The 23,533-nt window shown below is 63.9% G+C and carries 26 protein-coding genes and 1 pseudogene; 13 read left to right on the forward strand and 14 right to left on the reverse strand.

Going from position 1 to position 23,533, the window contains the following annotated elements:
* Positions 1-41: 41 nt before the first annotated feature.
* The 3 genes from IP89_RS04175 to IP89_RS04185 all read left to right on the forward strand — a co-directional run bounded on the left by IP89_RS04175 (position 42) and on the right by IP89_RS04185 (position 4,317).
* Positions 42-632, forward strand: coding sequence for a DUF6088 family protein (locus tag IP89_RS04175; RefSeq protein WP_043307930.1), 591 nt, complete (start codon positions 42-44; stop codon positions 630-632).
* Positions 633-873: 241 nt separating this feature from the next.
* Positions 874-1,860, forward strand: coding sequence for an AAA family ATPase (locus IP89_RS04180; RefSeq protein ID WP_043307931.1), 987 nt, complete (start codon positions 874-876; stop codon positions 1,858-1,860).
* A 24-nt stretch (positions 1,861-1,884) separates the two neighbouring features.
* Positions 1,885-4,317 carry a S8 family peptidase gene (locus IP89_RS04185; protein ID WP_043307932.1) on the forward strand — a complete coding sequence of 811 codons (2,433 nt, stop codon included), beginning with the start codon at positions 1,885-1,887 and terminating at the stop codon, positions 4,315-4,317.
* On the opposite strand, the gene IP89_RS04190 is transcribed toward IP89_RS04185, so the two are convergent.
* From IP89_RS04190 to IP89_RS04200, 3 genes and pseudogenes are all read right to left on the reverse strand, one after another.
* Complete coding sequence (locus tag IP89_RS04190; protein WP_156114983.1) at positions 4,318-6,120, reverse strand: hypothetical protein; 1,803 nt, start codon at positions 6,118-6,120, stop codon at positions 4,318-4,320.
* 79 nt (positions 6,121-6,199) lie between these two features.
* A pseudogene (locus IP89_RS04195) lies at positions 6,200-6,427 on the reverse strand (magnesium chelatase domain-containing protein); the annotation flags it as partial.
* Positions 6,428-6,460: 33 nt separating this feature from the next.
* Positions 6,461-6,721 carry an accessory factor UbiK family protein gene (locus IP89_RS04200; protein WP_043307935.1) on the reverse strand — a complete coding sequence of 87 codons (261 nt, stop codon included), beginning with the start codon at positions 6,719-6,721 and terminating at the stop codon, positions 6,461-6,463.
* 413 nt (positions 6,722-7,134) lie between these two features.
* Here IP89_RS04200 and glnK point away from each other — a divergent pair, with 413 nt between their 5' ends.
* From glnK to sutA, 5 genes are all read left to right on the forward strand, one after another.
* Positions 7,135-7,473, forward strand: coding sequence for a P-II family nitrogen regulator (gene glnK / locus IP89_RS04205; protein ID WP_021700071.1), 339 nt, complete (start codon positions 7,135-7,137; stop codon positions 7,471-7,473).
* Positions 7,474-7,508: 35 nt separating this feature from the next.
* Entirely contained in the window at positions 7,509-8,825 is a 1,317-nt protein-coding gene (locus IP89_RS04210; RefSeq protein ID WP_043307936.1) for an ammonium transporter, read from the forward strand.
* Positions 8,826-8,918: 93 nt separating this feature from the next.
* Positions 8,919-10,169, forward strand: coding sequence for an ammonium transporter (locus IP89_RS04215; protein WP_043307937.1), 1,251 nt, complete (start codon positions 8,919-8,921; stop codon positions 10,167-10,169).
* A 127-nt stretch (positions 10,170-10,296) separates the two neighbouring features.
* A complete protein-coding gene (locus IP89_RS04220; RefSeq protein WP_043307938.1) occupies positions 10,297-10,722 on the forward strand; it encodes a secondary thiamine-phosphate synthase enzyme YjbQ in 426 nt (141 codons plus the stop codon).
* Between the two features lie 87 nt (positions 10,723-10,809).
* Positions 10,810-11,154 carry a transcriptional regulator SutA gene (gene sutA / locus IP89_RS04225; protein WP_043307939.1) on the forward strand — a complete coding sequence of 115 codons (345 nt, stop codon included), beginning with the start codon at positions 10,810-10,812 and terminating at the stop codon, positions 11,152-11,154.
* Between the two features lie 70 nt (positions 11,155-11,224).
* On the opposite strand, the gene IP89_RS04230 is transcribed toward sutA, so the two are convergent.
* The 6 genes from IP89_RS04230 to IP89_RS04255 are packed head-to-tail and all read right to left on the reverse strand — an operon-like array spanning position 11,225 to position 15,785.
* Positions 11,225-11,920, reverse strand: coding sequence for an HAD family hydrolase (locus IP89_RS04230; RefSeq protein WP_043307940.1), 696 nt, complete (start codon positions 11,918-11,920; stop codon positions 11,225-11,227).
* On the reverse strand, positions 11,917-12,813 hold the full coding sequence (gene xerC, locus IP89_RS04235; RefSeq protein ID WP_043307941.1) for a tyrosine recombinase XerC: 897 nt from the start codon (positions 12,811-12,813) through the stop codon (positions 11,917-11,919). Before xerC ends, IP89_RS04230 begins: the two co-directional genes overlap by 4 nt.
* A gap of 44 nt (positions 12,814-12,857) precedes the next feature.
* On the reverse strand, positions 12,858-13,553 hold the full coding sequence (locus IP89_RS04240) for a DUF484 family protein (RefSeq protein ID WP_043307942.1): 696 nt from the start codon (positions 13,551-13,553) through the stop codon (positions 12,858-12,860).
* Positions 13,550-14,380 carry a diaminopimelate epimerase gene (dapF, locus tag IP89_RS04245; protein ID WP_043307943.1) on the reverse strand — a complete coding sequence of 277 codons (831 nt, stop codon included), beginning with the start codon at positions 14,378-14,380 and terminating at the stop codon, positions 13,550-13,552. Before dapF ends, IP89_RS04240 begins: the two co-directional genes overlap by 4 nt.
* 10 nt (positions 14,381-14,390) lie before the next feature.
* On the reverse strand, positions 14,391-15,638 hold the full coding sequence (gene lysA / locus IP89_RS04250) for a diaminopimelate decarboxylase (RefSeq protein ID WP_043307944.1): 1,248 nt from the start codon (positions 15,636-15,638) through the stop codon (positions 14,391-14,393).
* Positions 15,639-15,647: 9 nt separating this feature from the next.
* Positions 15,648-15,785 (reverse strand): lipoprotein, encoded by a 138-nt coding sequence (locus IP89_RS04255; protein WP_043307945.1) that lies wholly within the window; start codon positions 15,783-15,785, stop codon positions 15,648-15,650.
* Positions 15,786-15,947: 162 nt separating this feature from the next.
* Between IP89_RS04255 and IP89_RS04260 the strand changes: the two genes are divergently transcribed.
* The 4 genes from IP89_RS04260 to rnk all read left to right on the forward strand — a co-directional run bounded on the left by IP89_RS04260 (position 15,948) and on the right by rnk (position 18,046).
* On the forward strand, positions 15,948-17,000 hold the full coding sequence (locus IP89_RS04260; RefSeq protein WP_043307946.1) for an AraC family transcriptional regulator: 1,053 nt from the start codon (positions 15,948-15,950) through the stop codon (positions 16,998-17,000).
* A gap of 10 nt (positions 17,001-17,010) precedes the next feature.
* On the forward strand, positions 17,011-17,343 hold the full coding sequence (gene cyaY / locus IP89_RS04265; RefSeq protein WP_043307947.1) for an iron donor protein CyaY: 333 nt from the start codon (positions 17,011-17,013) through the stop codon (positions 17,341-17,343).
* Positions 17,315-17,518: a DUF1289 domain-containing protein gene (locus IP89_RS22900; protein ID WP_081963172.1), complete on the forward strand. Its 204-nt coding sequence runs from the start codon at positions 17,315-17,317 to the stop codon at positions 17,516-17,518. The genes cyaY and IP89_RS22900 overlap by 29 nt, the downstream gene beginning before the upstream one ends.
* Before the next feature lie 120 nt (positions 17,519-17,638).
* Entirely contained in the window at positions 17,639-18,046 is a 408-nt protein-coding gene (rnk, locus tag IP89_RS04270) for a nucleoside diphosphate kinase regulator (RefSeq protein WP_043307948.1), read from the forward strand.
* Here the strand turns inward: rnk and IP89_RS04275 are convergent.
* Entirely contained in the window at positions 18,043-18,273 is a 231-nt protein-coding gene (locus IP89_RS04275; protein WP_043307949.1) for a hypothetical protein, read from the reverse strand. The two genes, rnk and IP89_RS04275, sit on opposite strands and share 4 nt — an antisense overlap.
* A 2-nt stretch (positions 18,274-18,275) precedes the next feature.
* On the reverse strand, positions 18,276-18,464 hold the full coding sequence (locus tag IP89_RS04280; protein WP_043307950.1) for a hypothetical protein: 189 nt from the start codon (positions 18,462-18,464) through the stop codon (positions 18,276-18,278).
* A 185-nt stretch (positions 18,465-18,649) separates the two neighbouring features.
* Between IP89_RS04280 and IP89_RS04285 the strand changes: the two genes are divergently transcribed.
* Positions 18,650-19,453 carry a lipase family protein gene (locus IP89_RS04285; RefSeq protein WP_043307951.1) on the forward strand — a complete coding sequence of 268 codons (804 nt, stop codon included), beginning with the start codon at positions 18,650-18,652 and terminating at the stop codon, positions 19,451-19,453.
* 18 nt (positions 19,454-19,471) lie between these two features.
* Here the strand turns inward: IP89_RS04285 and IP89_RS04290 are convergent, their stop codons facing one another.
* The 3 genes from IP89_RS04290 to IP89_RS04300 all read right to left on the reverse strand — a co-directional run bounded on the left by IP89_RS04290 (position 19,472) and on the right by IP89_RS04300 (position 23,501).
* Positions 19,472-22,336, reverse strand: coding sequence for a class I adenylate cyclase (locus tag IP89_RS04290; protein ID WP_043307952.1), 2,865 nt, complete (start codon positions 22,334-22,336; stop codon positions 19,472-19,474).
* Positions 22,337-22,473: 137 nt separating this feature from the next.
* Complete coding sequence (locus IP89_RS04295; protein ID WP_043307953.1) at positions 22,474-22,716, reverse strand: TIGR02647 family protein; 243 nt, start codon at positions 22,714-22,716, stop codon at positions 22,474-22,476.
* Between the two features lie 26 nt (positions 22,717-22,742).
* Complete coding sequence (locus IP89_RS04300; RefSeq protein ID WP_043307954.1) at positions 22,743-23,501, reverse strand: ABC transporter substrate-binding protein; 759 nt, start codon at positions 23,499-23,501, stop codon at positions 22,743-22,745.
* Positions 23,502-23,533: the final 32 nt, after the last annotated feature.

Raw genomic sequence — 23,533 nt, forward strand, 5'->3', positions numbered from 1 at the left:
GAAACTTCTGACATGCGAGCGATGATAGTTGCCTGAGGCCTATGAAGACCCTTCCTGAATCGATCCTGGATCACAGCAGGCAGCTGCCCGAGGGCGGCATGCTCAGCCCTAAGGATTTTCTGCACCTGGGGAGCCGTGCAGCCGTGGATCAGGCGCTTTCACGATTGGCGAAGGCTGGGCACCTTATTCGTGCGGCTCGTGGGCTCTACGTAGCGTCCATTGCTGGCCAAGGAGAGCAAGGCGCACCGGCGATGGATAAGGTCATCAGCGGTCTGGCCTCGAAGAATCAGGAAGAGATCGCCCTCGACGGGGCGCGGTCGGCCCAGATGCTGGGTCTTTCGGCTCAAGTCCCAGATGGGGACGTGTTTCTCACCAGTGGGCGCACTCGGACGCTTAAGGTGGGAAATGTCGCGGCAGAGGTCAGGCATGCCCCGAGGTGGATGCTATTGCTCGCCGCCACGACTGCCGGTGCGGTAATTCGCGCTTTGGCCTGGCTGGGAGAGGCACATGTGGGGACGGCGATGGAGAGGCTGCGTCAGCAACTTACTCCTATCGACTGGCAGGCCCTGGTCTCGGTGCGATCGCTCCTGCCTTCCTGGATGGCGCTGGCGATTGGTCGTGAGGTGGTGTGACAGGTTGCAGTTCGGCGGAATTTCATGGGCAGCCGTTTAAGAGTGAACTAGGCTACGCCGCCATGCCAGCTGCCCTGCAACAAAGTGTTAGCTTCATGTGGTTTCAGATGTTTAATTAGGAATGGAGTCCCTGATTATGAAGATCAAAATGCGAGGCGGGTTATTGCAAGTTATGTAGTCGAGATAGGGTTTGTCGAAGTCTATATAAGCGAATAGAGCAATAATTCAGAGGGTGGTGATTATGGCCAATGGCAAAATTCTCAGGCAACTGTTCAGAGCAGGCACGACAGGCGACGCGGATGCGTTTCGCCTTGCCTCCAAAGCTGTCATCGAAGAAGAACGGCAGAAGCAGCACCATCTTCTGGCTAATGATCTAGAGCAGATCCTGTATGGCAGTGATTTAAATCTCAAGGCGTCCAACAATACGTCGCGGATTCACTATGACGTTCCTGTGGATAAAGAGCGTGGTTTACCACTGCTTGATATAAGAACTCCTAAGCGTTCCCTTGATGAAGTGATTCTTCCCCCCAGTAGTTCTGCTGCGCTGGAGGAAATTCTCGAGGAGAACCGTCGTGCCGATGTGCTGCGAAGCTACGGCATGAAACCCGCGGGCAAGGTGATCTTCTTCGGTCCACCTGGCTGCGGGAAAACACTGGCGGCAGAGGTCGTAGCCTTTGAGCTTGATCGGCCTCTAGCGATCGTCCGCTTGGATGCTTTGGTGTCCTCGTTCCTGGGTGAGACTGCGGCCAACCTGCGTAAGGTCTTCGACTTTATTGCCCAGCATCCGTTTGTGGTTCTTTTCGATGAGTTTGATGCGATCGGTAAAGAACGCGGCGATAGTGGTGATCATGGTGAGTTGAGGCGCGTTGTGAATGCCGTCCTTCAGATGATGGATTCATACGAAGGTCGCAGTTTGATTCTGGCTGCTACCAACCATGAGAAGATTTTGGACTCTGCTATTTGGCGGCGTTTCGATGAGTCCATCGAATTCCCGCTGCCCGATGAAAAGCAGTTGAAGGAAATCCTGTCGCTGAAGCTGCGAGGGATCCGTCGGCAATTCGAGATTGACGACAAAGAAGTATTGAAGGAATTTAAGGGTAAGAGCGGAGCGGACATCGAGCGCGTCATACGCCGTGCCGCCAAGCGGATGATCCTGCGGGAGCAAGAGTTTCTGACCATCAAGGAGCTGAAAAGCGCCCTTGTACGGGAGGACCTCAGGAAGTCCTAAACATGAGCCTTCAAGGAAGAAGCAGTGGCGACCTACAAGCATCTGAGCATTGCGCGGGAAGTACTTGATAACACTCGCCGGAAAAAGGGCAAGCCGCATTTCGTCACTCGCGAAGATCGCCGCGGACATGGTCTGAAGCTCAACGCCTACTTTGCTACGGCTGAAGGGCAAGCCAAGAAGCAAGTCGGCTCGTCAGCTAACTCCCCTTTCGTCCTCAAGTTGAAATATGAGGGCACTCTTAGTTTCTCCAATCTCTCGATCCATGGCCTGGACTTCATCAGTCAGGAGGGCAAGGAGCTTTGTGTGGTGTTCGCGACGGAGGCCGGCCTGGTCAAATTCGCTGATCACCTGGCGAAGCTAGGGGTCATGGATGATGTCTTGTCTCAGCGCCAGATTTTGGAAGCTATCGCGGGTGTAGAAGCCTGGTCTGCAGAGGATCGGAAGAGTTGGGCGCTAAAAAACATAGGGCTTCCGGACACCCCCACTTTCAAGCTTGATGTCGAGCTATGGCCTATCCAGGTCGCGTATCACCCGATCCGTAACAATCTCACGACTGCATTCGAAGCCTGGCTTGTCGCCGAGCGCATCAAAAAGCTCGACAGCATCAATCTGGACAGCCTCCTCATGTATCGAGTGGAGGTGACTCTTGAGCAAGCACAGCTGCTGCTGAATCAGCGCGATGTTCGCCTGGTAGACCTTATCCCTGCCACTGGGATCAGCGTTCAGCAGCTCAACCGGGACATCAACGAGCTGCCTCTCAACATCCCTTCGCCACCGGAAAACGCGGCGCGGGTCTGTATTCTGGATAGCGGTATCAATGGGAACCACCCGCTCTTGAAGCCAGCGATGGCGGAGAGCGCATCGTTTGTCGATGAAGAGGGGGAGGCTGATGAAGCTGGCCATGGTACCGCTGTGGCCGGCGTTGCTCTGTATGGAGACGTGGAGGGTTGTAACAACTCGAATTACTGGAGGCCGGAATTCTGGCTCTTCAACGGCAAGGTGATGAAGAAGTGCCCGCGTACTGGTAATGCGGTCTATGACGAGCTAACGCTCGAGGTTTCTTTGACGAAGGCTGTGGAGCATTTTGTTGCGCTTGGCTGCAAAATCTTCAACCTCTCTCTGGGGAACAGTAATGCTCCCTACGATGGTGCCCATGTCAGAGGACTGGCCTACATCCTGGATGTCCTTTCCCGGCGCTTTGACATCCTGTTCGTGGTCTCTACAGGCAACTTTCGTGGCTCCGAAAACCCACCGTTACCGGTCAATAGCTGGCGCGATGAGTACCCGGAATACCTGGTCGCCCCCCAGAGCGCGATCATCGACCCGGCTCCAGCAATGACGGTCTTGACGGTGGGGAGCATCTCCCGGCACAACGCCACTTTTGATAGCCAGAAACATCCAGAGATTTACCAGCTCTCACCTGCCTCAGAAAACCAGCCATCACCCTTTACTCGGCATGGGCCGTCGGTGAAAGGGGCTATTAAGCCTGAGCTCGTTGCAGCCGGCGGTAACTTTGCCAGCCCCATGAGGCAGGCTAACGCGCAGTGGACGCCGCATATGCGGGGTTTGGGTGTACTCACTCTCAACCACCAGTGGAGAGGGAACACCGTTTTCAAGGAGATCAGCGGAACGAGCTTGGCGGCACCGTACATCACTCACCTAGCCGGGCGCCTGCTGAACGAATACCCGGCGGCTTCAGCGAACATGCTTCGTGCACTGCTGGTCAATCAGGCCTATCTGCCAGACGAGGTTACCTCGTCGTTTTCTGAAGAGTTCAGAGAGGGCTACAAAACGGCTAAAGCTACTCGCAACCGGGATGTAGCAAGAGATGTGGCGGGTTATGGCGTAGTGAGTGAGACTGATCTCTTTCGGTCTACCGATAGCGTCGTCGTGTTGATGGCAGAGGAAGCCATCGAGAGCGAAGGATGCCAGTTCTTCGAGCTGCCATTACCAAATGATTACTTACGCTCAGCTCGCGGGACGCGAGAGCTAACAATAACGCTTGCATACTCACCGGTGGTCCGGACTACCCGGATTGAGTACTTGGCCACTCAGATTTATTACCGGTTGGTCGTAGGTTCGTCTTTGGAGGAGGTGCAGAAGCACTTCAACCAAGAAATGAAGAAGAAGACGGCGATACTAAAAGAAGCCAAGCATTCAAGCCGTGATATTCCAGAGCAGATGAGAAACCACGGTACGGTCCAGTCGTCCCGTTGGACGTTCAAGCAAGGCAAACCCGGTGAGAAGTGGTTTGTGGTCGTCGCCAGGGTGGATAAGGACTGGAGCCCTTCTGCGGCAGAGAAAGAGTCGTACTCGCTGGTTGTCACTGTCGCTGATAGGGATAACGAGCAGGCTCAGCTCTACACGCAGATCCAACAGCGGATTGCGGAGCAGGCTGTGGTGAGGGAGCAGGAAAGAGCTAAGCAGGCTGCTGCTCGTCTGAAGAGCAGGGGCTAATTACCAACTGTCCGGGAGCTCGAATTCCTTACAGGCTCTGCCGTGTGGGTGTACGGATTGAGCATCCACGATGCGCTCTAAGTACCGGTGCGCTGTGTCGCGGCTCGTCTCAAGGTCAGGAGCCTGTGAGTGGATAAGTCGCCCCCACTGGATATGTGGGCAACCGCCAGCGACCAAGGTAGCTTTGCTCTCGATTGCGCATGACATCAGCAAATCTTTGATGTCGGAGTCATCAATGAGCTCCTCGGCATCGCTCCAGAACACTATCGTCGAGTACTGCTGACTCCCGATCTGCTGGAGCTCAAGCAGGTAGCGGTATCGCTCCTGGTATTTGATCTCAGCCACGATGGCGAAGCGGCGCATCGTTTTCTTATCGTCGGCGTAGAGCCACTTCTTCTGTCGGCCGCTGATGGTTGAAGGGAAAACATTCACTGGGACAGTCCCAACGGTAGAAACGTCTGGCAGGACGGTGCAGTAGCGAATAGCAGCCTGGGTATAAAGCTCCATCCAGGCCAGTCTCTGGAGCACTGCGGAGTGTCCAAGCTCGTTGGGCGAGGCATCGATGTCGGTGGCCTGCTTAGGCACCTTGTCTGGACTCTGGCTCTCTTTCTTTCTCCGCAGCGCTCCGCTTACCCCGGTTCTTGCGACGGGTCCTCCTGTGCCCCTGCCAGGCACCACCGAGCCGGTATATACCGGTGCAGGAGGTAGTAAGCGAGCTTTAGCGCCACTCCGGTCCTCTACTTGATCCCTGCTGTGAGGTATCACGTCGACATCGCCGAACTCCGGAAAGCGGTCATCGATTGCGGGGTCTTCGATGGAGTTGCTCGACTCACCGGTGGGCGCTCGATCAGAGAGTGTGTCTGGTGGGGTGTCGTTATGCCCTTCAAAAGCTCCACATGCCGTTTGTCCATCGGCAGGAGGCCTATCCCCTTTGGCATCGGTTTCGCGTCCGGTCAGGAGGCGCAGGCACGGTGGTGGGCACTTACAGGACAAGATCTTGGTTATCAGCTTCCTCGTGCGGCCTGGTGTTTCTATCTGCCGGTAAAGGAATGCTGTCTCAGCCTCGACATCGATCGGGGGGAGCACGCTAACGAATGCATGATTTCCGGTCGCGTTCCGAACCGCCCAGAGCAGGTGCAGGTTCTTGGCCTGCTTCATGGCGTAGGGGCTGAAAGCGAAGCGGCTCAGATAGCGTGCATCAGCGTCCCTGACTTTCTTCCGAAGCATCATCGAGCCTGTACCGTGCTCGTCCAACTTTTCCTCGTAGAAGAGGTTTCCGTGCGGATCCAGGATGCTGCCGTCGAAAAGAGCACGGGTGAAGCTATCAGAGGTTGCGTAGAAGAACCGTAGGACCTCCGCGGCGGGGATTATGAGGCTGTATGGGTCATCACCCTGCCCAATGCCTAGGAAGTACCCGTTGAAGGCGTCATTGGCCGGCGGAGCGCCGTTCTTGCTCGCTGGGATAATGAGCTCGCCATTCTCGGTCGCCAGGCGGCGAAAGATCTTGAGATTGCTCGGCACGTAATTGAGCAGTTCGGACCCATAGCGGAGTTTGGGCTGAAACCGTTCATCTTTGGAGATGCGTCCATCGATGAGGACTGCCTCGTGGTAAAGCAGGGGCATTTCACCCACGGGCATTTGAACGACTTTGGTCTGCGGCTTTTCCAGATTTCGCAGCTTCACTAAGAAGCGGATGTCTGTCGAAGGGTTGCCGGGGGATGAGACGTGAGGTGCGGTTGCGCCGAATGCTGCGATTCGCCAGACCCCTTCCAAGGCCAGGGATTCATGTTGTACAGCCCCCATGCACCCTCACGATTTATCAACCGAACTGGCTAATTATCATTTGGGTTGGTCTTTTTATCAAATAGCGGTGGTCTTAACATTTAGGCAGGTCGGCGGGGGCCAGGTTGAGAGTTATGCGTCGGGCGGGGAAATCGAACCCGGAGTTCTGGATCGCGCTGCGCACGCGGTCCTTGCTTTCCTTCACCGCAGTTTCCGGCAGGCCGACCAGGGCCATGCCGGGCAGGCCGTTGGCCAGGTGCGCTTCGACGGTGACGCTGGGAGCCTCAACGCCCACCTGGGCGCGGCTGTGGACTATGGCCAGGGACATGGATCACTCCTTGATCGCATGCCCGCCGAAGGCTTACTCGGCGGGTGGTTTCTGTTGCGCTTCCAGTTCCGCCAGTTTGGCTTCGAGGGCTTCCAGGCGGGCGCGGGTGCGAGCCAGTACGGCCATCTGGCTATCGAACTCCTCGCGGCTGACCAGGTCCAGCTTGCTGAAGGCACTCTGTAGCAAGGCCTTGAACTGGGTCTCGAATTCACTGCGCGGCAGCGGGCTGTCGCCGCTGAACAGACGCGAGGCGTGGCTGGCGAGGGTGTCGAGAATGGCTTTGGGCGGCAGCATGGCGGGCATTTCCGATGACAAACGGCGGCCAGTGTAGCACGCGGCTCCTGGCGCCCAGGCGGGGCGGGCAGGTGCACGATTTTTGATCATGCTGGGCGCGAGCGGTGCACTAATGTTGTGCAATGACCTGCCAGTCGATTTTTCGTGAAATCGCCATGGACCGGCTAAATGCATGAAAAAGTGGCCTTTTGGCATAGCTGGCAAGCTTTCTGCTTAACACCCTGTGACGCGTGCACCGATGCAGTACCGGTGCACACGATGAGGCGGGGGAGTGCCTCAACGGATGCGGTTGGTTGGCATCGAATCGTCAGGTAACCAGGGCGGACGATGCGTTTCAAAAGCCAGACACTGCGCTTAGACTTGAGCCGGGTTCGTTTTCCTGGGGCGAGTCCATCCATACGGGAGAGAGTTTCATGAAGCTAGTCACTGCCATCATCAAGCCGTTCAAGCTGGACGACGTGCGCGAGTCGCTGTCGGAGATCGGCGTGCAGGGCATCACCGTGACCGAAGTCAAAGGCTTCGGTCGGCAGAAGGGCCACACCGAGCTGTATCGCGGCGCGGAATACGTGGTCGATTTCCTGCCCAAGGTGAAGATCGACGTGGCCATCGCCGACGACCAGCTGGATCGGGTCATCGAGGCGATCACCAAGGCGGCCAACACCGGCAAGATCGGTGACGGCAAGATCTTCGTCGTCAATCTGGAACAGGCCATCCGCATCCGTACCGGCGAAACCGGCACCGACGCAGTTTAAGCCTCAGAACCCAACACGCCCCAGGAGAAAAACACATGACTCTGCGTAAGATCGCAGGGCTAGGAGCCCTCTTGTCCCTCGTAACCCCTGGCCTGGCCATGGCTGACGAGGTTGTCCTCAACTCCGGCGACACCGCCTGGATGCTGACCGCCACCGCTCTGGTGCTGTTCATGACCATCCCTGGCCTGGCGCTGTTCTACAGCGGCATGGTTCGCTCCAAGAACGTTCTGTCGGTGATGATGCAGTGCTTCGCCATCACCGGTCTGATCAGCATCCTCTGGGTGGTCTACGGCTACAGCCTGGCCTTCGACACCACCGGCATGGAGAAGGGTGTTACCAACTTCAACTCCTTCGTCGGCGGTCTGAACAAGGCCTTCCTCAGTGGCCTGACCACTGACAGCCTGATCGCGGCCTTCCCGGAAAGCGTGTTCATCACCTTCCAGATGACCTTCGCCATCATCACCCCGGCTCTGATCGTCGGTGCCTTCGCCGAGCGCATGAAGTTCTCCGCGATGCTGATCTTCATGGCCGTATGGTTCACCCTGGTCTACGCCCCGATGTGCCACATGGTCTGGTCCGGTGACGGCGCCTTCCTGTGGGATGCCGGCGTCCTCGACTTCGCTGGTGGCACCGTGGTGCACATCAACGCCGGTATCGCTGGCCTGGTGGCGTGCATCGTGCTGGGCAAGCGCAAGGGCTACCCGACCACCCCGATGGCTCCGCACAACCTGGGCTACACCCTGGTCGGTGCCGCCATGCTGTGGATCGGCTGGTTCGGCTTCAACGCCGGCTCCGCAGTAGCCGCCAACGGCACTGCCGGTATGGCCATGCTGGTTACCCAGATCGCCACCGCCGCCGCTGCTCTGGGCTGGATGTTCGCCGAGTGGATCACCCACGGTAAGCCGAGCGCCCTGGGCATCGCCTCCGGTGTGGTTGCCGGTCTGGTCGCCATCACCCCGGCTGCTGGCACCGCCGGCCCGATGGGCGCCCTGGTCATCGGCCTGGCTTCCGGCGTGATCTGCTTCTTCTGCGCCACCAGCCTCAAGCGCAAGCTGGGCTACGACGACTCCCTGGACGCCTTCGGCGTACACGGCATCGGCGGTATCGTCGGCGCCATCCTGACCGGCGTGTTCGCCGCTCCGGCCCTGGGTGGCTTCGGCACTGTCGAGGACATCGGTGCCCAGGTGCTGGTGCAGTTCGAAGGTGTTGCAGTCACCGTCGTCTACACCGCCGTGGTGACCTTCGTCATCCTCAAGGTGCTGGACCTGGTGATGGGCCTGCGCGTCAACGAAGAAGCCGAGACCGTTGGCCTCGACCTCTCCGAGCACAACGAGCGCGGCTACAACCTGTAAGCCCTTCTGCTGTAGCAAACGCCCGGTCCGCCGGGCGTTTTTCTGTCTGCGCCAACGGCGGCGCAAGGTGCAACCGGTACAACGGAGTACTCGATGGAAAGCACGGCCTTGATTCCCCTGCAGTATGCGCTGGATACCTTCTATCTTCTGATCTGCGGTGCCATGGTGATGTGGATGGCAGCTGGCTTCGCCATGCTCGAGTCCGGCCTGGTACGCGCCAAGAACACTGCCGAGATCCTCACCAAGAACATCGTGCTCTACGCCCTGGCTTGCGTGATGTATCTGCTGGTCGGCTACTACCTGATGTATGGCGGCGCCCACGGTGGCGTGCTGCCCAACTTCGGCTTCCTGATCGGCAGCGAGCATGCGGTCGATGTGGTGGCTGCCGGTGGCGAGGATGCGCCGGGTTATTCCAAACGCGCCGACTTCTTCTTCCAGGTGGTGTTCACCGCCACCTGCATGTCGATCGTCTCTGGCGCGGTGGCCGAGCGCATGAAACTGTGGGCGTTCCTCGCCTTCGCGGTGGTCATGTGCGGCCTGATCTACCCGATCGAGGGCTACTGGACCTGGGGCGGCGGCTTCCTCAAGCAGCTCGGCTTCAAGGACTTCGCCGGCTCCGGCATCGTCCACCTGGCGGGTGCATCGGCGGCGCTGGCCGGCGTCATCCTGCTCGGCGCGCGCAAGGGCAAGTACGGCAGCCAGGGGCAGATCAACGCCATTCCGGGGGCCAACCTGCCGCTGGCGACGCTGGGCACGCTGATCCTCTGGTTCGGCTGGTTCGGCTTCAATGGTGGCTCGCAGCTCAGCGTCAGCAGCATCGAGGATGCCAATACGGTGGCCACGGTGTTCGTCAACACCAACCTGGCCGCATCCGGCGGCCTGTTGGCGGCGCTGGTGGTGGCGCGCGTGCTGTTCGGCAAGGCCGACCTGACCATGATCCTCAACGGCGCGCTGGCCGGCCTGGTGTCGATCACCGCCGAGCCGGCCACGCCGAGCGCCGCGCAGGCGGTGCTGATCGGCGCGGTCGGCGGTGTGCTGGTGGTGTTCAGCATCCTCATGCTGGAGCGCCTGCGCATCGACGATCCGGTCGGTGCCATCTCGGTGCATGGCACCAGCGGCATCTGGGGGCTGCTGGCCGTGCCGCTGACCAACAGCAGCGCCAGCCTCAGCGTGCAGATGCTCGGCGCGGCCTGCATCTTCGCCTGGGTGTTCGTCGCCAGCCTGGTGATCTGGGGCGTGATCCAGCTAGTCATGGGCCTGCGCGTCAGCGAGGAGGACGAGTACGAGGGGGTCGACATTGTCGAGTGCGGCATGGAGGCCTATCCCGAGTTCACTCGCAAGTAGACCAAAGGGCGCCTCGGGCGCCCTTTTTCATCCTGCACAAAACGCGGAAAATTCCCGCTCCGGCCAGGTGAAATGGCCGGCGACAGGCTCTAAAATGCGCCGCCATCGGATGCTGCAGGTGCCTGGTATGTGGCAACAACGGCTGATCAGCCTGCGCGCACGTGCGCGCGGCTTTCACCTGGTGAGCGACGAGATAGTCGCGGCGCTGCCCGAACTGGCCGAGTGCCGGATCGGCTTGCTGCACCTGTGGCTGCAACACACATCGGCCTCGCTGACCATCAACGAGAATGCCGATGCTGCGGTGCGACGTGACTTCGAGCGCTTCTTCAACCGTCTCGTGCCCCAGGGCGAGAGCGGCTACGAGCACGACTACGAAGGTCCGGACGATCTGCCGGCGCATTTCAAGGCGAGCCTGCTCGGTTGCCAGCTGACTCTGCCGGTCACTGCAGGCCGGTTGAACCTTGGCACCTGGCAAGGCATCTATCTCGGCGAGCACCGCGACCACGGCGGTTCGCGCCGGGTGTTGGCGACCCTGCAGGGCGAGTGGTCCTGAGGGACGAAGAATTTTTCCAGCGGCATTTTTGCAATGCGTGCCGCTGGGCTATAAGTAACCTGCTTTGCGCAAGTCATGAGGTAGAACATGAGCGACGAAGAACTGGAACAGGACGATCTGGAAGGCGCCGACGAGGATGACGGCGAGGAGCTGGAAGCAGCCGATGCCGGCGATGCCGGCGATGACGGCGAGGACGACGGCGGCAGCGATGCCGGCGAGTCTGGCGGCAGCAAGCCGGGCAAGAAAGCCAAGGCGGCCGAAGAGGTCGAGGAGCTGCCCAGCGTAGAAGCCAAGCAGAAAGAGCGCGACGCCCTGGCTCAGGCCATGGAAGAGTTCCTTTCGCGTGGTGGCAAGGTGCAGGAGATCGAGGCCAATGTGGTCGCCGACCCGCCCAAGAAGCCGGACAGCAAGTACGGCAGCCGCCCCATCTGAGGACGGTCGCCGCCATGAAAAAGCCCGCCAATCGGCGGGCTTTTTCATTTCTATTACAGAGCGTCGGGGTTCAGCTCCAGTGCTCCAGCACACTCGGCAGCTCGGCCAGGTTGCGGATCTGCGCGTCCGGCTCGATCTCGCCGCTCCAGTCCTTGCCCAGCGGGTTGAACCAGATGGCGCGCAGGCCGGCGGCCTTAGCCCCAGCGATGTCGTCGCTCGGATGATCGCCGATATGCACCGCCTGCGCCGCCTGCATGCCGGCGCGCTGCAGGGCGGTGTTGAAGGGGTGCGGGTCGGGCTTGCCGATGCCCAGCTCCTCGGCGCACAGGGCGAAGCGGAAGTAGTCGGCCAGACCCAGGCGACGCACATCGGCGTTGCCATTGGTGATCACCCCGAGGGTGTAGCGCAGGGCCAGGCGTTCCAGGGTCGGGTGCACCTCGGGAAACAGCTGGACCTGGTGGCGGGCGCTGAGGAACACCTGGAAGCCCAGTTCGGCCAGCTCATCGGCCTCGCCGTGGGCATAGCCGGCATCCTCCAGGGCGTGGAACAGGATGCGCCGGCGCAGCTCGCTGAGGCGATGCTTGAGACCGGGGTCGGCATCCAGCAGGCGTGTGCGGATCGCCCACAGGTGCTCGATCGGCACCGGGCCCAGGCGCGGCGCCTCACTGGCCAGCCACTCGCGCAGGGCGGCTTCGGCGCCGTGCATCACCGGCGCCACGTCCCACAGGGTGTCGTCGAGGTCGAAGGTGATCAGGCGGATGCTCATGGGGTCTCGCTCTTGCGCTTGGCGCGCGGGTGGGCGCCGTCGTACACCTTGGCCAGGTGCTGGAAGTCCAGGTGGGTATAGATCTGCGTGGTGGCGATATCGGCGTGGCCGAGCAGCTCCTGCACGGCGCGCAGGTCCTGCGACGACTCCAGCATATGGCTGGCGAAGCTGTGCCTGAGCATGTGCGGGTGCAGGTGCTGGCCCAGCTCGCGTACGCCGGCCTCGCGCACCCGCAGCTGGATCGCGCGTGGGGTCAGGCGCTTGCCCTGGCGGCTGACGAATACGGCGCCGTCCTGCGGATTGGTCAGCGCACGTAGTGGTAGCCAGGCGTCCATCGCCTCGCGGGCCTTGCGTCCGACCGGCAGCTCGCGGGCCTTGTTGCCCTTGCCGCGCACGCGCACCAGCCCGGCGGGCAGGTCGAGACCATCGAGGTCGAGGCCGACCAGCTCGGACAGGCGCAGGCCGGAGGAATAGAACAGTTCGAGCATGGCCTGGTCGCGGCGGGCGATAAAGTCGTCCTCGATGGCGCCGTCGAGCAGCTGCGCCGTGCGGTCGGCGTCCAGCGCGCGTGGCAGGCGGCGCTCGCCCTTGGGCGCGGACAATCCGCCCGCCGGGTCATGCCGGCACAGGCCTTCACGGCCGAGGTACTGGTACAGGCCACGCACCGCCGAGAGCAGGCGCGCCAGCGAGCGACTGGACTGCCCCTGGCCGTGCAGGCGCGCGACCATGGCGCGCAGGCTACGGGTATCCAGAGCGTCCCAACTGGCCACGCCGTGCTTCTCGCACAGGGCGAGCACTTTTAGCAGGTCGCGGCGGTAGCCGTCGAGGGTGTGCACGGAGACCTGGCGCTCGCGGCGCAGGTGATCGAGAAAGGCGTCGAGGCTGCTCTGCATGGCGACTCCGGCAGGCGACGGGGTGGGCCGCGAGCGGCCCGGAATCAGCGTACCGAGCGCAGGGGCGCGGCGAAGCGCGGCAGCACGCGGGCCAGTACTTCGGCGACGTAGCCGAGGAACAGGGTGCCGAGGCTGCTCTTGTAGTGCTGCGGGTCCGGGCTGCCGATGGCGAGTACGCCGTGCAGGCCCTGGTGGCTGAGGCTGACCACGGCGGCCGAGCCGACCTTGGCGAACTCGTCCGCGCCGAAGAGGAATTCCAGCTCGTTGGGGCGCAGCACGCCGCAGGTGGTCTTACCGCCGCCGAGCAGGCCGCCGATGGCCTGGTGGGCCTCGGCCGAGCTGACCGAGCGGCCGACGCCGAGCGGCGTTTCGCTGAACAGGATCAGGCTGACGAAGGGCACCTGGAACTCGTGGCGCAGGCTGTCTTCCACCGCGCCGATGACCTCTTCCAGACTGGTGGCATCGAGCAGGTCGAGCACCAGGCGGCGGGTCTTGTCGAACAGACGATCGTTGTCGCGGGCCACGTCCATCAGCTGCGACAGGCGATGGCGCATCTCGATGTTGCGCTCGCGCAGCAGTTTGACCTGGCGCTCCACCAGCGACACGGCTTCGCCGGGCTGATGCGGGATGCGCAGCTCTGGGATCAGCTCGTCATGGTCGACGAAGAATTCCGGGTGCTGCCGCAGGTAGGCGGCGACGCTCTCGGAGTCGAGTTGCACGAGCTGATCCTGATCACTCATAGACGAACCTGTCCTTCGTACACGCGAACGGCGGGTCCGGTCATCATAACCGGCTGGCCGGGTCCTGCCCACTCGATGGACAGCTTGCCTCCCGGCAGTTCCAGCTGCACCGGCGAATCCATCCAGCCCTGGCGAATCGCGGCCACGGCGGCGGCGCAGGCGCCGGTGCCGCAGGCCTGGGTCTCGCCGGCGCCACGCTCCCACACGCGCAGGCGCGCCTGCTGGCGATCGATGATCTGCAGGAAGCCGACGTTGACCCGCTGCGGGAAGCGCGGATGGTGCTCCAGCTTGGGCCCGAGGCTATGCACCGGTGCGCTGTCGACGTTGTCGACACGCAGCACGGCGTGCGGGTTGCCCATGGATACGGCGGCCAGCTCATGGCTCTGCCCGTCCACCTCGACCGCGTAGCTCAGCGCCTCGGCCTCGGCCTGGAACGGGATCTGTGCCGGGGTCAGGCGCGGCGCGCCCATGTCGACCACCACCTGGCCATCCGGGCGCAGGTTGAGTTCGATGATGCCACCCTTGGTCTCGACGCGGATCTGCTTCTTCACGGTCAGGCGCTTGTCCACCACGAAGCGGGCGAAGCAACGTGCGCCGTTGCCGCACTGCTCCACTTCCGAACCATCGGAGTTGAAGATGCGGTAGCGGAAGTCCACGTCCGGGCTGGTCGGCGCTTCCACCAGCAGCAGCTGGTCGAAGCCGACGCCGGTGTTGCGGTCGCCCCAGGCCTTGGCGTGCTTGGGCTGGATGTGCGCGTGCTGACTGATCAGGTCGAGGACCATGAAGTCGTTGCCGAGGCCGTGCATCTTGGTGAAGCGCAATAGCATGATCGCGCCCTCACTGCGGCAGCAGGCTTTCGCCGGCGTAGAGTTCCTCGATGGTCTCGCGGCGGCGCACCTCGAAGGCCTGCTCGCCATCCACCAGCACCTCGGCGGCGCGGCCGCGGGTGTTGTAGTTGGAGCTCATGACGAAGCCGTAGGCACCGGCCGAACGCACGGCCAGCAGGTCGCCCTCGGCCAGGACCAGCTCGCGGTTCTTGGCCAGGAAATCGCCGGTCTCGCAGATCGGCCCGACCAGGTCATAGTTGCGTGCCTCGCCCTGGCGCGGCTGCACCGGGGTGACGTCCATCCAGGCCTGGTACAGCGCCGGGCGGATCAGGTCGTTCATGGCCGCATCGATGATCGCGAAGTCCTTGTGCGCGGTGTGCTTGAGGTACTCCACGCGGGTCAGCAGCACGCCGGCGTTGGCGACGATGGAGCGGCCCGGCTCGAACACCAGGGCCAGCTCGCGGCCCTTGAGGCGCTCGCGTACGGCGGCGATGTAGTCGCCGGCCAGCGGCGGCTGCTCGTCACGGTACTGCACGCCGAGGCCGCCACCGAGATCCAGGTGCTTGATCTGGACGCCTTGCGCGGCCAATTGGTCGACCAGCAGCAGCAGGCGCTCGAGGGCGTCGAGGAACGGCGGCAGGCTGGTCAGCTGGGAGCCGATATGGCAGTCCACGCCGACGATCTGCAGGTTCGGCAGCTGGGCGGCGCGGGCATACACCGCGGGCGCCTGCTCGATGTCGATGCCGAACTTGTTCTCTTTCAGGCCGGTGGAGATGTACGGGTGGGTGCCGGCGTCCACGTCCGGGTTGACCCGCAGCGAGATGCTGGCGGTCTTGCCGACTTCCGCGGCGACGATCTGCAGGCGCTCCAGTTCGTCGACCGACTCGACGTTGAAGCAGTGCACGCCGACTTCGAGGGCGCGGCGCATGTCGTCACGGGTCTTGCCGACACCGGAGAAGACGATCTTGGCGGCGTCGCCACCGGCGGCCAGCACGCGCTCCAGTTCACCACGCGAGACGATGTCGAAGCCGGCGCCGAGGCGGGCCAGGACGTTCAGCACGCCGAGGTTGGAGTTGGCCTTGACCGCGAAGCAGACCAGATGCGGCATGCCGGCCAGAGCATCGGCATAGGCGCGGAACTGCGCCTCGATGTGGGCGCGCGAGTAGACGTAGGTGGGCGTGCCGAAGCGTTCGGCGATGGCGGACAGGGCCACGCCTTCCGCGAACAGTTGCCCGTCGCGGCTGGTAAAGGCTTGCATGGAACCCCCTTAGAGGAAGACGTCTTTGTCGCGTTTTTCCGAGGTCTTCTGGTCGTCCGGGTGATACAGCGGACCTTTCTGACCGCAGCCGGTGAGGGCGGCAGTGAGCACGGCGAGCGCGATGAAGGGCAGCAGCAGGCGCTTCATGGTGGAATCCTTTGCGAAAACGAGAATGGGTCGGAGTATACCGACCCCCTGTCGCCTTGCCTATGTACGCCCGGCGGGCCCGCCAGGACCGTCCGGCTGGCGTCTCGGGCTTGCCCGCAGCAGGACGTTTGCGGCTAGCATGGCGGAAAAAACGGAGCCCCGATGGACGCCCCCGCCACACTCGCCAGCTCGGTCTCGGTCGCCTACCTGCAGGGGCTGCTGGACTATCTCGCCCGCCAGGGCTTCGCCAGCGAGGCGCTGCTGGCCAAGGTCCAGCTCAGCCCGAGCATCCTCGCCCAGCGCGACCAGCGTATCGCCGTCAGCACCTATCTAGAGCTGCTCGGAGAGGGCGTGCGCCTGACCGGCGACAGCCATCTCGGCTTGCATCTGGGCGAGGCCATGCGCCCCGGCTACTACGGCGTGCTCGGCTACCTGATCATGAGCTGCGCGACCCTGGCCGATGCCCTGCACCGCCAGGCCCGCTACGCCGCGCTGGTGGGCAACCTGGGGCGTGTCGATTTGGACGAGGAGCCGCCGCGCGAGGGGCTGGAGCCGCAGGTGGCGCATAGCTGGGAGCCGCTGGTGCTGGAGCAGCAGCGCCAGCACAGCGAGGAGACCCTGGCCGGCTGGCTGACGTTCGGTCGCTGGATCACCGGCCTGCAGATTCCACCCACCGAGGTGCGCTTCCAGCACGCGGCGCCGGCCGATACCGCGGAGCATGAGCGCATCTTCGGCTGCCCGGTGTTGTTCGGTCAGGCCGACAACGCTTTGGTGTTCCCCAAGCGCCTGCTGGCCACGCCGCTGGGCCAGGCCGACGCACAATTACGTCAGCTGCTCGATGCCCATGCCGACCGCCTGCTCGGCCAGCTCAACCAGGGGCACAGCGTGCTCGACCGCGCCCGTCGCGAGCTGGCGCGCCAGCTGCCGGAGCAGGGCGCTGACCTGGAACGCCTGGCGCAGACCCTCGACCTTAGCGCGCGCACCCTGCAGCGGCGCTTGCGCGAGGGCGGGCTATCGTTCAGCGAACTGCTCGACGAGACCCGCCAGCAGCTGGTGCTGCACTACCTGCGCGACCCGGCGCTGGAGCTGGCGGAGATCGCCTTCCTGGTCGGTTTCAGCGAAGCCGGTTCACTGGCCCGAGCCTTCCGCCGCTGGACCGGACAGAGCCCCGGCGCCTACCGACAAAGTCTGCTAGATTCCGCACCCCATTCCTGAGGATGCTGTTATGAGTTTGAGCGAAGCCCGTTTCCACGATCTGGTCGATGCCGCCCAGCAGGCCGTGGAAGACATTTTCGACGACAGCGATCTGGACCTCGATCTGGAGAACTCCGCCGGCGTGCTCACCGTGCGCTTCGAGAATGGCACCCAGGTGATTCTCAGCCGTCAGGAAGCGCTGCGCCAGCTGTGGGTCGCGGCCCGTTCCGGTGGTTTCCACTTCGACTACGACGAAGCCCAGGCGCTGTGGATCTGTGACACCAGCGACGAGCCGCTGGGCGAACTGTTGAACCGGGTGACCCGTGAGCAGGCCGGTGAAGACCTCGAGTTCGACGAGCTCTGAGGCCGTCGAGTCGCCCTGCCGCCGTCAGTGCTGCCTGAACGATCAGGACATCTGCCTGGGCTGCGGCCGCTCCCTGGCCGAGATCCTCGAGTGGGGCAAGGCGGACAACGGCCGACGCCGGCAGATCTGCCAGGCTGCGCAGGGGCGTCTGCAGGCCGCGCCGGGGCGTGCTTGACCGGGCGGTCTTGCTTATTGATGGGCTTGTGGTAGGGTCGGTCGAAGCTGACCAACCGATCAAAACCCCGCCTCCGGGCGGGGTTTTGCTTTATCTGGCCCAAGGAGGAAGATCCACGCCATGAGCAGCACCCCCGCAATCACCATCACCCGTCTCGACCTGCAGCGCCTGGAGCGCCTGCTCGACAGCCTGGAGGACTTCGGCCCGACCGCCGAGGCACTGGAAAGGGAGCTGGCGCGCGCCCAGGTGGTGGGCCACGACGAGGTGCCTGCGGGGGTGGTGACCATGAACTCGCGCGTGCATTGCCGCGAGGAAGGCAGTGGCAAGGACTGGCACCTGACCCTGGTGTTTCCAGAGGACGCCGGCGCCGACGGCAGCGTGTCGATCCTGGCACCGGTGGGCTGTGCCCTGCTCGGCCTCTCCGTGGGCCAGCACATCGACTGGCCGGGCCCGGCCGGCAAGCCGCTCAAGCTGACCCTGCTGGAGGTCGAATACCAGCCCGAGGCGGCCGGCGCCTACCAGCGCTAAGCCAGGAAGAAGCGCCGCGGCAGCGTCTGCGGCTCGCGGCAGGGCGGTGTGTCGCTGCCGCGCCGGAGTTGTTCATCCAGTTCCAGAGAGCGCGCGATGTTCTGATTGCATTCGATGGTGCGCGCCACGCCACCACCGGAGACCGGACCCTTGCCGGCTAGCGCGGGGCCGTTGATCAGCGCCAGTAGCAGCGAGAGGAACAGCGCGCGTGGAGTGGAGAGCTGCATGGCTAGCCTCCCACCCGGATGGCGCCGAGCAGGTTTTGCAGGGTTTGCGCAAGGTTCGCCGAGCTATGCGACTGCAGGTCCAGATCGACACTGCTCAGGCCCAGGGCGAGCACAATGCTGGCGACGATGGCGAACAGGCCGAGGCCGGCGAGAGCGCCGCTGTCTGCGTGTCTGCGAAGGAGTCTGGCCATGTCGCTCTGCCTGGGTGTTTGCTGGTGTGGCGCCAGCTTCGCTCAGGCAGAATCGATTGAATAATGGTCCTTCTTCGTATCAAGTATCAGTGAAATTGATTGTTTGGCGGCCGGGGTGAACTCCACCGGCGTCACTCAGTCACTGGACTAGAGTGTCTTAACCAACGCCGGCAAGGAGGCCGAACATGTCCAGCCTGCCCCTGTATTTCCCCGAGCACTTTTCCCTGGACCGCGCGCTGCTCTGCGCGCAGTTGGTCGACCAGGCGTATATGCAGTATCGCCAGTGGCAGACTCAGGATCGCCCGCGCCGCCCTCAGGACTTCGTCTGGACGCCGCCGAGCCTGCCGGGCTGGCGCTTCTCCCAGCCGATCTGGAGCATCCTCAGCGACCTGCACTTCATCAACGAGTCCGAGCCCTTCGGCTTCGCCGCGGCCAACGACCAGGGCGAGACTTACCTGGTGCTGCGCGGCACCGAGTCGGCCCAGGACTGGCTCGATGACCTCGACGCCGAACAGGCGCCCTGGCCTTGGGCGGAAGGTGCGCAGGGCCATGTGCATGCCGGCTTCCTCAAGCTCTACACCTCGCTGCGTGATCTGGCGCTGGCGGCGCTGGACAGCCTGCAGCCGACCGGCCCGCTGTGGGTCTGCGGGCACAGCCTGGGTTGTGCGCTGTCCAGCATGGCGGTGCTCGACCTGCGCGAGCGTTGGCCGGATCAGGCGCTGGAGCACTACAACTTCGCCAGCCCGCGCCTGGCCGCCCCGGATTTCGCCGCTGCCTACAACGCCCTCGGCGTCACCACCTTCCGCGTGGCCAACGACAGCGACCTAGTGACCGAGGTGCCGGCAGCAGCCGTCGACGGTCTGCTCTATCAGCACCTGGGCCTGGCCGTGAGCTTCACCGCCAGTTACGCCGGGGTGGAGGCCAATCACAGCCTCGAAGGCAGCTACCTGTACGCCCTGGAGCATCCGCGGGCGCCGATGAGCTCCTGAGTTGGGGCTGTCCGGGTATCAGGCGCTCTGCAGGGCGCTGTTCAGCGCACCTTCCAGCTCGGCCTTGTAGCGCAGGTAGTGGATGGTCTGCGCCTGTCCGTCGCCGAGGATGCGCGACAGGTCCAGGTCGGTGATGTAGCAGGGGTAGCGCTCGGCGCCGCGGCGTTGCGCCAGGATGTGCCGGGCCACCGCGCCGAACAGCTCGGCGCCGTACTCCAGCTCGGAAAACTCACGGTGGTTGCAGTACAGGGTGACATGCACCCGCTCGCCCTCGGCCGGTTCGACGATGGCCTGCACGTCGTAGAAGGAATGGGCCACCGGTGCCTGCGGCGGTGCGCGGCGCTCGAGCTGCTTGGCACGCTGTGGCGGCGGGGGCAGTACTTCGTAATACAGCACGTCGAGGGCCGCTGGCGGCTGCGGGCTGTCCAGCGGCAGCAGGGCGTTGCGCCGGTACAGCAGCGACTGCAGGAAGCGCTGCAGCGGCGTCAGCAGGCTCTGTTCGTCGCGGAACGGCAGGCGCTGGCGCCACAGGGCGTTGTATTCGTCGAGCACCGTCAGCTCGGCCAAAGCGCCGTCGACCCGGTAGAACACCTGGATGCACTGCGGCCGCCCCTGCGGCAGGATCAGCGCCAGGTCCTCGCCCTCCAGGGCGAAGCGGTCCAGGTGCAGCGGGCTGTAGGACGGCTGCTCCTCGCCCAGGTGCTCGACCAGGCTCGGCAGGTCGAGCAGCGCGGCATGGCTGACCTGGCCGGGCTGCAACTCGAGCACGTGGTAATGCTGCTGGATCTGCAGCAGGTAGCGACTGTTGTTGCTGCCGGTGAGGCTGCGCAGGGCCTCGCGGAACAGTTCCTCGACCCGCTGGGCGATGGCCTGGGCGCGGTTGCGGCAGAAGCAGCGCACCTGCAGGTTGGGCAGGCGGCCGCTGGCCGGCAGGGCGTTGAGGTAGTCGCGCAGGCAGTCGAGCAGGGCGCTGGGGCCGTCGTAGCGGCTTACCATCAGCTCGTTCCAGCTGTTCAGGCTGATCTGGTCGAGGGTCAGCACCAGGTTTTCGCGCACGCCGGAGTAGCCCAGCGAGTCGGTGCGCCCGGTGGTCAGGTGCACGTTGAGCTGGCTGTGCGCCTTGAGCGGATCGATGCCGACGTTGACCACCAGCAGCACTTCGGCCGGCTCGGCAGCGTGCAGCAGGGCGTCTTCGGACACCGGCGGCAATGGCAGCGGCACCGTCTGCTGCAGGCTGCCGAGCAGGCTGGACAGTTCGAACTCGGTGAGGTCGCTGCTGCCCGGGTGCAGTGAGAGTCGGGTGCTGGGGTCGATCACGCCGTTGCGGTGGCACCAGGCGAGCAGTTCGATCAGCTGGCGCGCGCGCTTGAGCGGGGCGAAGTCCGGCCACTCGCGGCCATTCAGGCTGCCCTGGTAGAGCGCCCACTGGGTCTCGCCCTCGGCCTCCTGGCTGGCACTCTGCACCAGGGTCAGCGTGTCTTCGGCCAGGTCCGGGGCGATGCCCGGGTTGATGAATTCGATCTTGCCGGCCTTGCGCTCGAAGGCGGCGTACAGGCGCCGGCCGAGCACGCCGAGGTCGCGGCTGTTGAGCGGGATGGCGGTCTGCTCGCTACGGGCGAACTGCGACAGGAAGCGGTAGCTGTAGGTCAGCTCGTTGACCAGCGCACGGCGTTCGGCGCCGACCTGGCGCACTTTCCACTGGCTGCGGCTGTCGAGCATGGCCAGCTCGCGCGGGCTCCACTTCCACTCACCGGTCAGGCGCTCGAACAGCAGGCGCTGCCAGCTCTTGGCGCGCTGGCGCGACGGCACGCTGAGCTTCTTGCCGATTTTCAGATACAGGCAGCGGCGGATCAGCTCCAGGCGCTCCAGTTCGCCGCGCTCGGTGAGGTATTCCTCCAGGCGGCGGTACACCACGATGTAGGGGTCGAGCTCGTCCAGCTCCAGGCGGCCCTCGTACATCGCCTGCTTGAAGCGCAGGCTCAGGCACTCCACCCGCGGGTGCTCGCTGGCGTAGACCTCGGTGAGCAGCAGCTTGAGCACTGACTTGTAGGGCGAGTCGATGCCCTTGAACAGCTGCCACATGCCGGCGCCGATGAATTCGCCCGGCGGGATGCGCGCCAGGTGGCCGAGGTCGAGCACTTCCTCCTCGCGGACGAAGCGCTTGCTCAGCAGGGCGTGGGTATAGGTGCGGTAGTTGGCTTCTTCATACACCGGCACCAGCCACCACAGCGGCGTGCGTCCGCCGAGCCAGATGGCGGTGCGGTAGAACTCGTCGAGTAGCAGATAGTGCTGGGTGGTGCCGCAGTCGTCGGAGGTCAGCTGCGCCTCGCGGTCGCCCAGGGTGTAGCGCGCCGGGTCGATCAGGAAGCAGTGCGCCTCGGCGCCCTGGGTCGCGGCCCAGGCCTCCAGTAGGTCGCATTTCTTGCGCAGCTCGGCCAGGGCGCGCGCGTCCAGGTGCGGGTCATGGCACACCCACAGGTCCATGTCGCTCTGCTCGGCTTGCGCCACGGTGCCCAGGCTGCCCATCAGGAACAGGCCGTGGATCGGCGTCGGCGGCTTGCTGCCCAGGCCGGTGCCGCGACGGGCCTTGTAGGCGAAGGAGCGGGTCAGGCGCTGGGCCTCGGCCAGGGTGTCGTCGTCCGGCTCGTAGCCGGACAGCCCGGCCGGGGTGCCTGCCGAGACATAGCCCGGCAGCAGCGGATGGTTCACATGGAACAGCAGCGGCAGCAACTTGAGCACCAGTTGCTGGCGCGTCGACAGCCCCTGCATGGCGCGCCCCAGGCGCCCGCTGTTGACCTTGAGAAAGCGCGCGCGCAGTTGCGCCAGGACCTTGCGGTCGATGCCGTCATTGATGTCCGGGCGGATTTCCTGGAGGCGCGTCATGTACTGCTCGGGGCGATGGTGGCAGCAAGACTACCAGCGCCGAGGGGCGCCTGGCAGCCATCTCTGCCCAGTGTATCGGCGGCGCGCACCGTTGCTGCAGGGGCAGGGTGACGGCTGCCGCCCCGGGTATCGGTGATTCAGGCTTTTTGCCCGGCCAGGATGATCAGCAGCGCCTGGGCGTGCTCGGCGGCGTCCAGCCCCAGACTGGTCAGGTAGCCGCCGTCCGCCTGGGTCACCAGGCCCTTCTGGTGCAGGCGGGTGATGGCGTGCTGGGCACGAGACGAGGCGTTGTTGTGCACCTTCAGGCCTTCCTGGTGGTTGTCCAGGTTGTACAGGGCGAGGATTTCCAGTTCGGCGATCATTTCGGGGGTGTAGGCCATGGTGGTTTCCTTGTTGTTGTCGACTGTCAGTGTAGGAGGCCATTCCAGCGCTGGATGATCTGTTCGTAGCCGCCGTCGCGATGCAGGCTGCGCATGCCACTGTCGTAGCGCTGCATCAGCTGCAGGGCCTGCGGGTGATAGCGCGAGAAGCTGATGAACAGCTGCGGCTGGTGCAGGGTGGCGACCGGGGCGAAGGCGCCGGCCAGCTCCGGATGCTCGACGAATAGCGCGTTGGCGATGCCGCGGTAGGCGGCGGTGTACTCCACGCGACCGTGGGCCAGCATGCGGAAACCGTTGAGGTCGCGGCGCACCGGCACGCGCTCGACGCCCGCCAGGCTGTCGAAGGCGGTGCCGTACTCGTAGCCGATGGTCACCGCGACCCGCCGGCCGACCAGCTGTTGCAGGTCGGCGAGCGGGCGGGCGTCGGCGGTGCGTGCCCAGAGCAGGATGTCGTCGCTGAACAGCGGCTCTTCGGGCAGGCGGTATTCGGTGGCGATGCTGGCGTCCGGCGAGGTGTTGAAGCAGGCCGCGAGCTGGCCGGTGCGGGTCAGCTCCATGCAGCGCGAGTAGGGGTAGGGCACCAGCTCGATGCGCGTGTCGCTGGCGGCGAAGGCCGCACGCACCAGGTCGACGGACATGCCGCGCATCTCGCCGTCGCGCAGGGCGGTGAAGGGATACCAGTCGTCCTCGGCGCCGATGCGGAATACCTCGTCCGCCCGCGCCACGGGGACGAGCAACAGGACCAGCAGAGTGATGAGGTAGCGCCGCAACACGCGCGAGGTCATGCGGGTGACCCTTTCGCAACTAGGCTGGCGCC

The sequence above is a fragment of the Pseudomonas sp. ML96 genome, from assembly GCF_000761545.1.
Taxonomy (GTDB): domain Bacteria; phylum Pseudomonadota; class Gammaproteobacteria; order Pseudomonadales; family Pseudomonadaceae; genus Aquipseudomonas.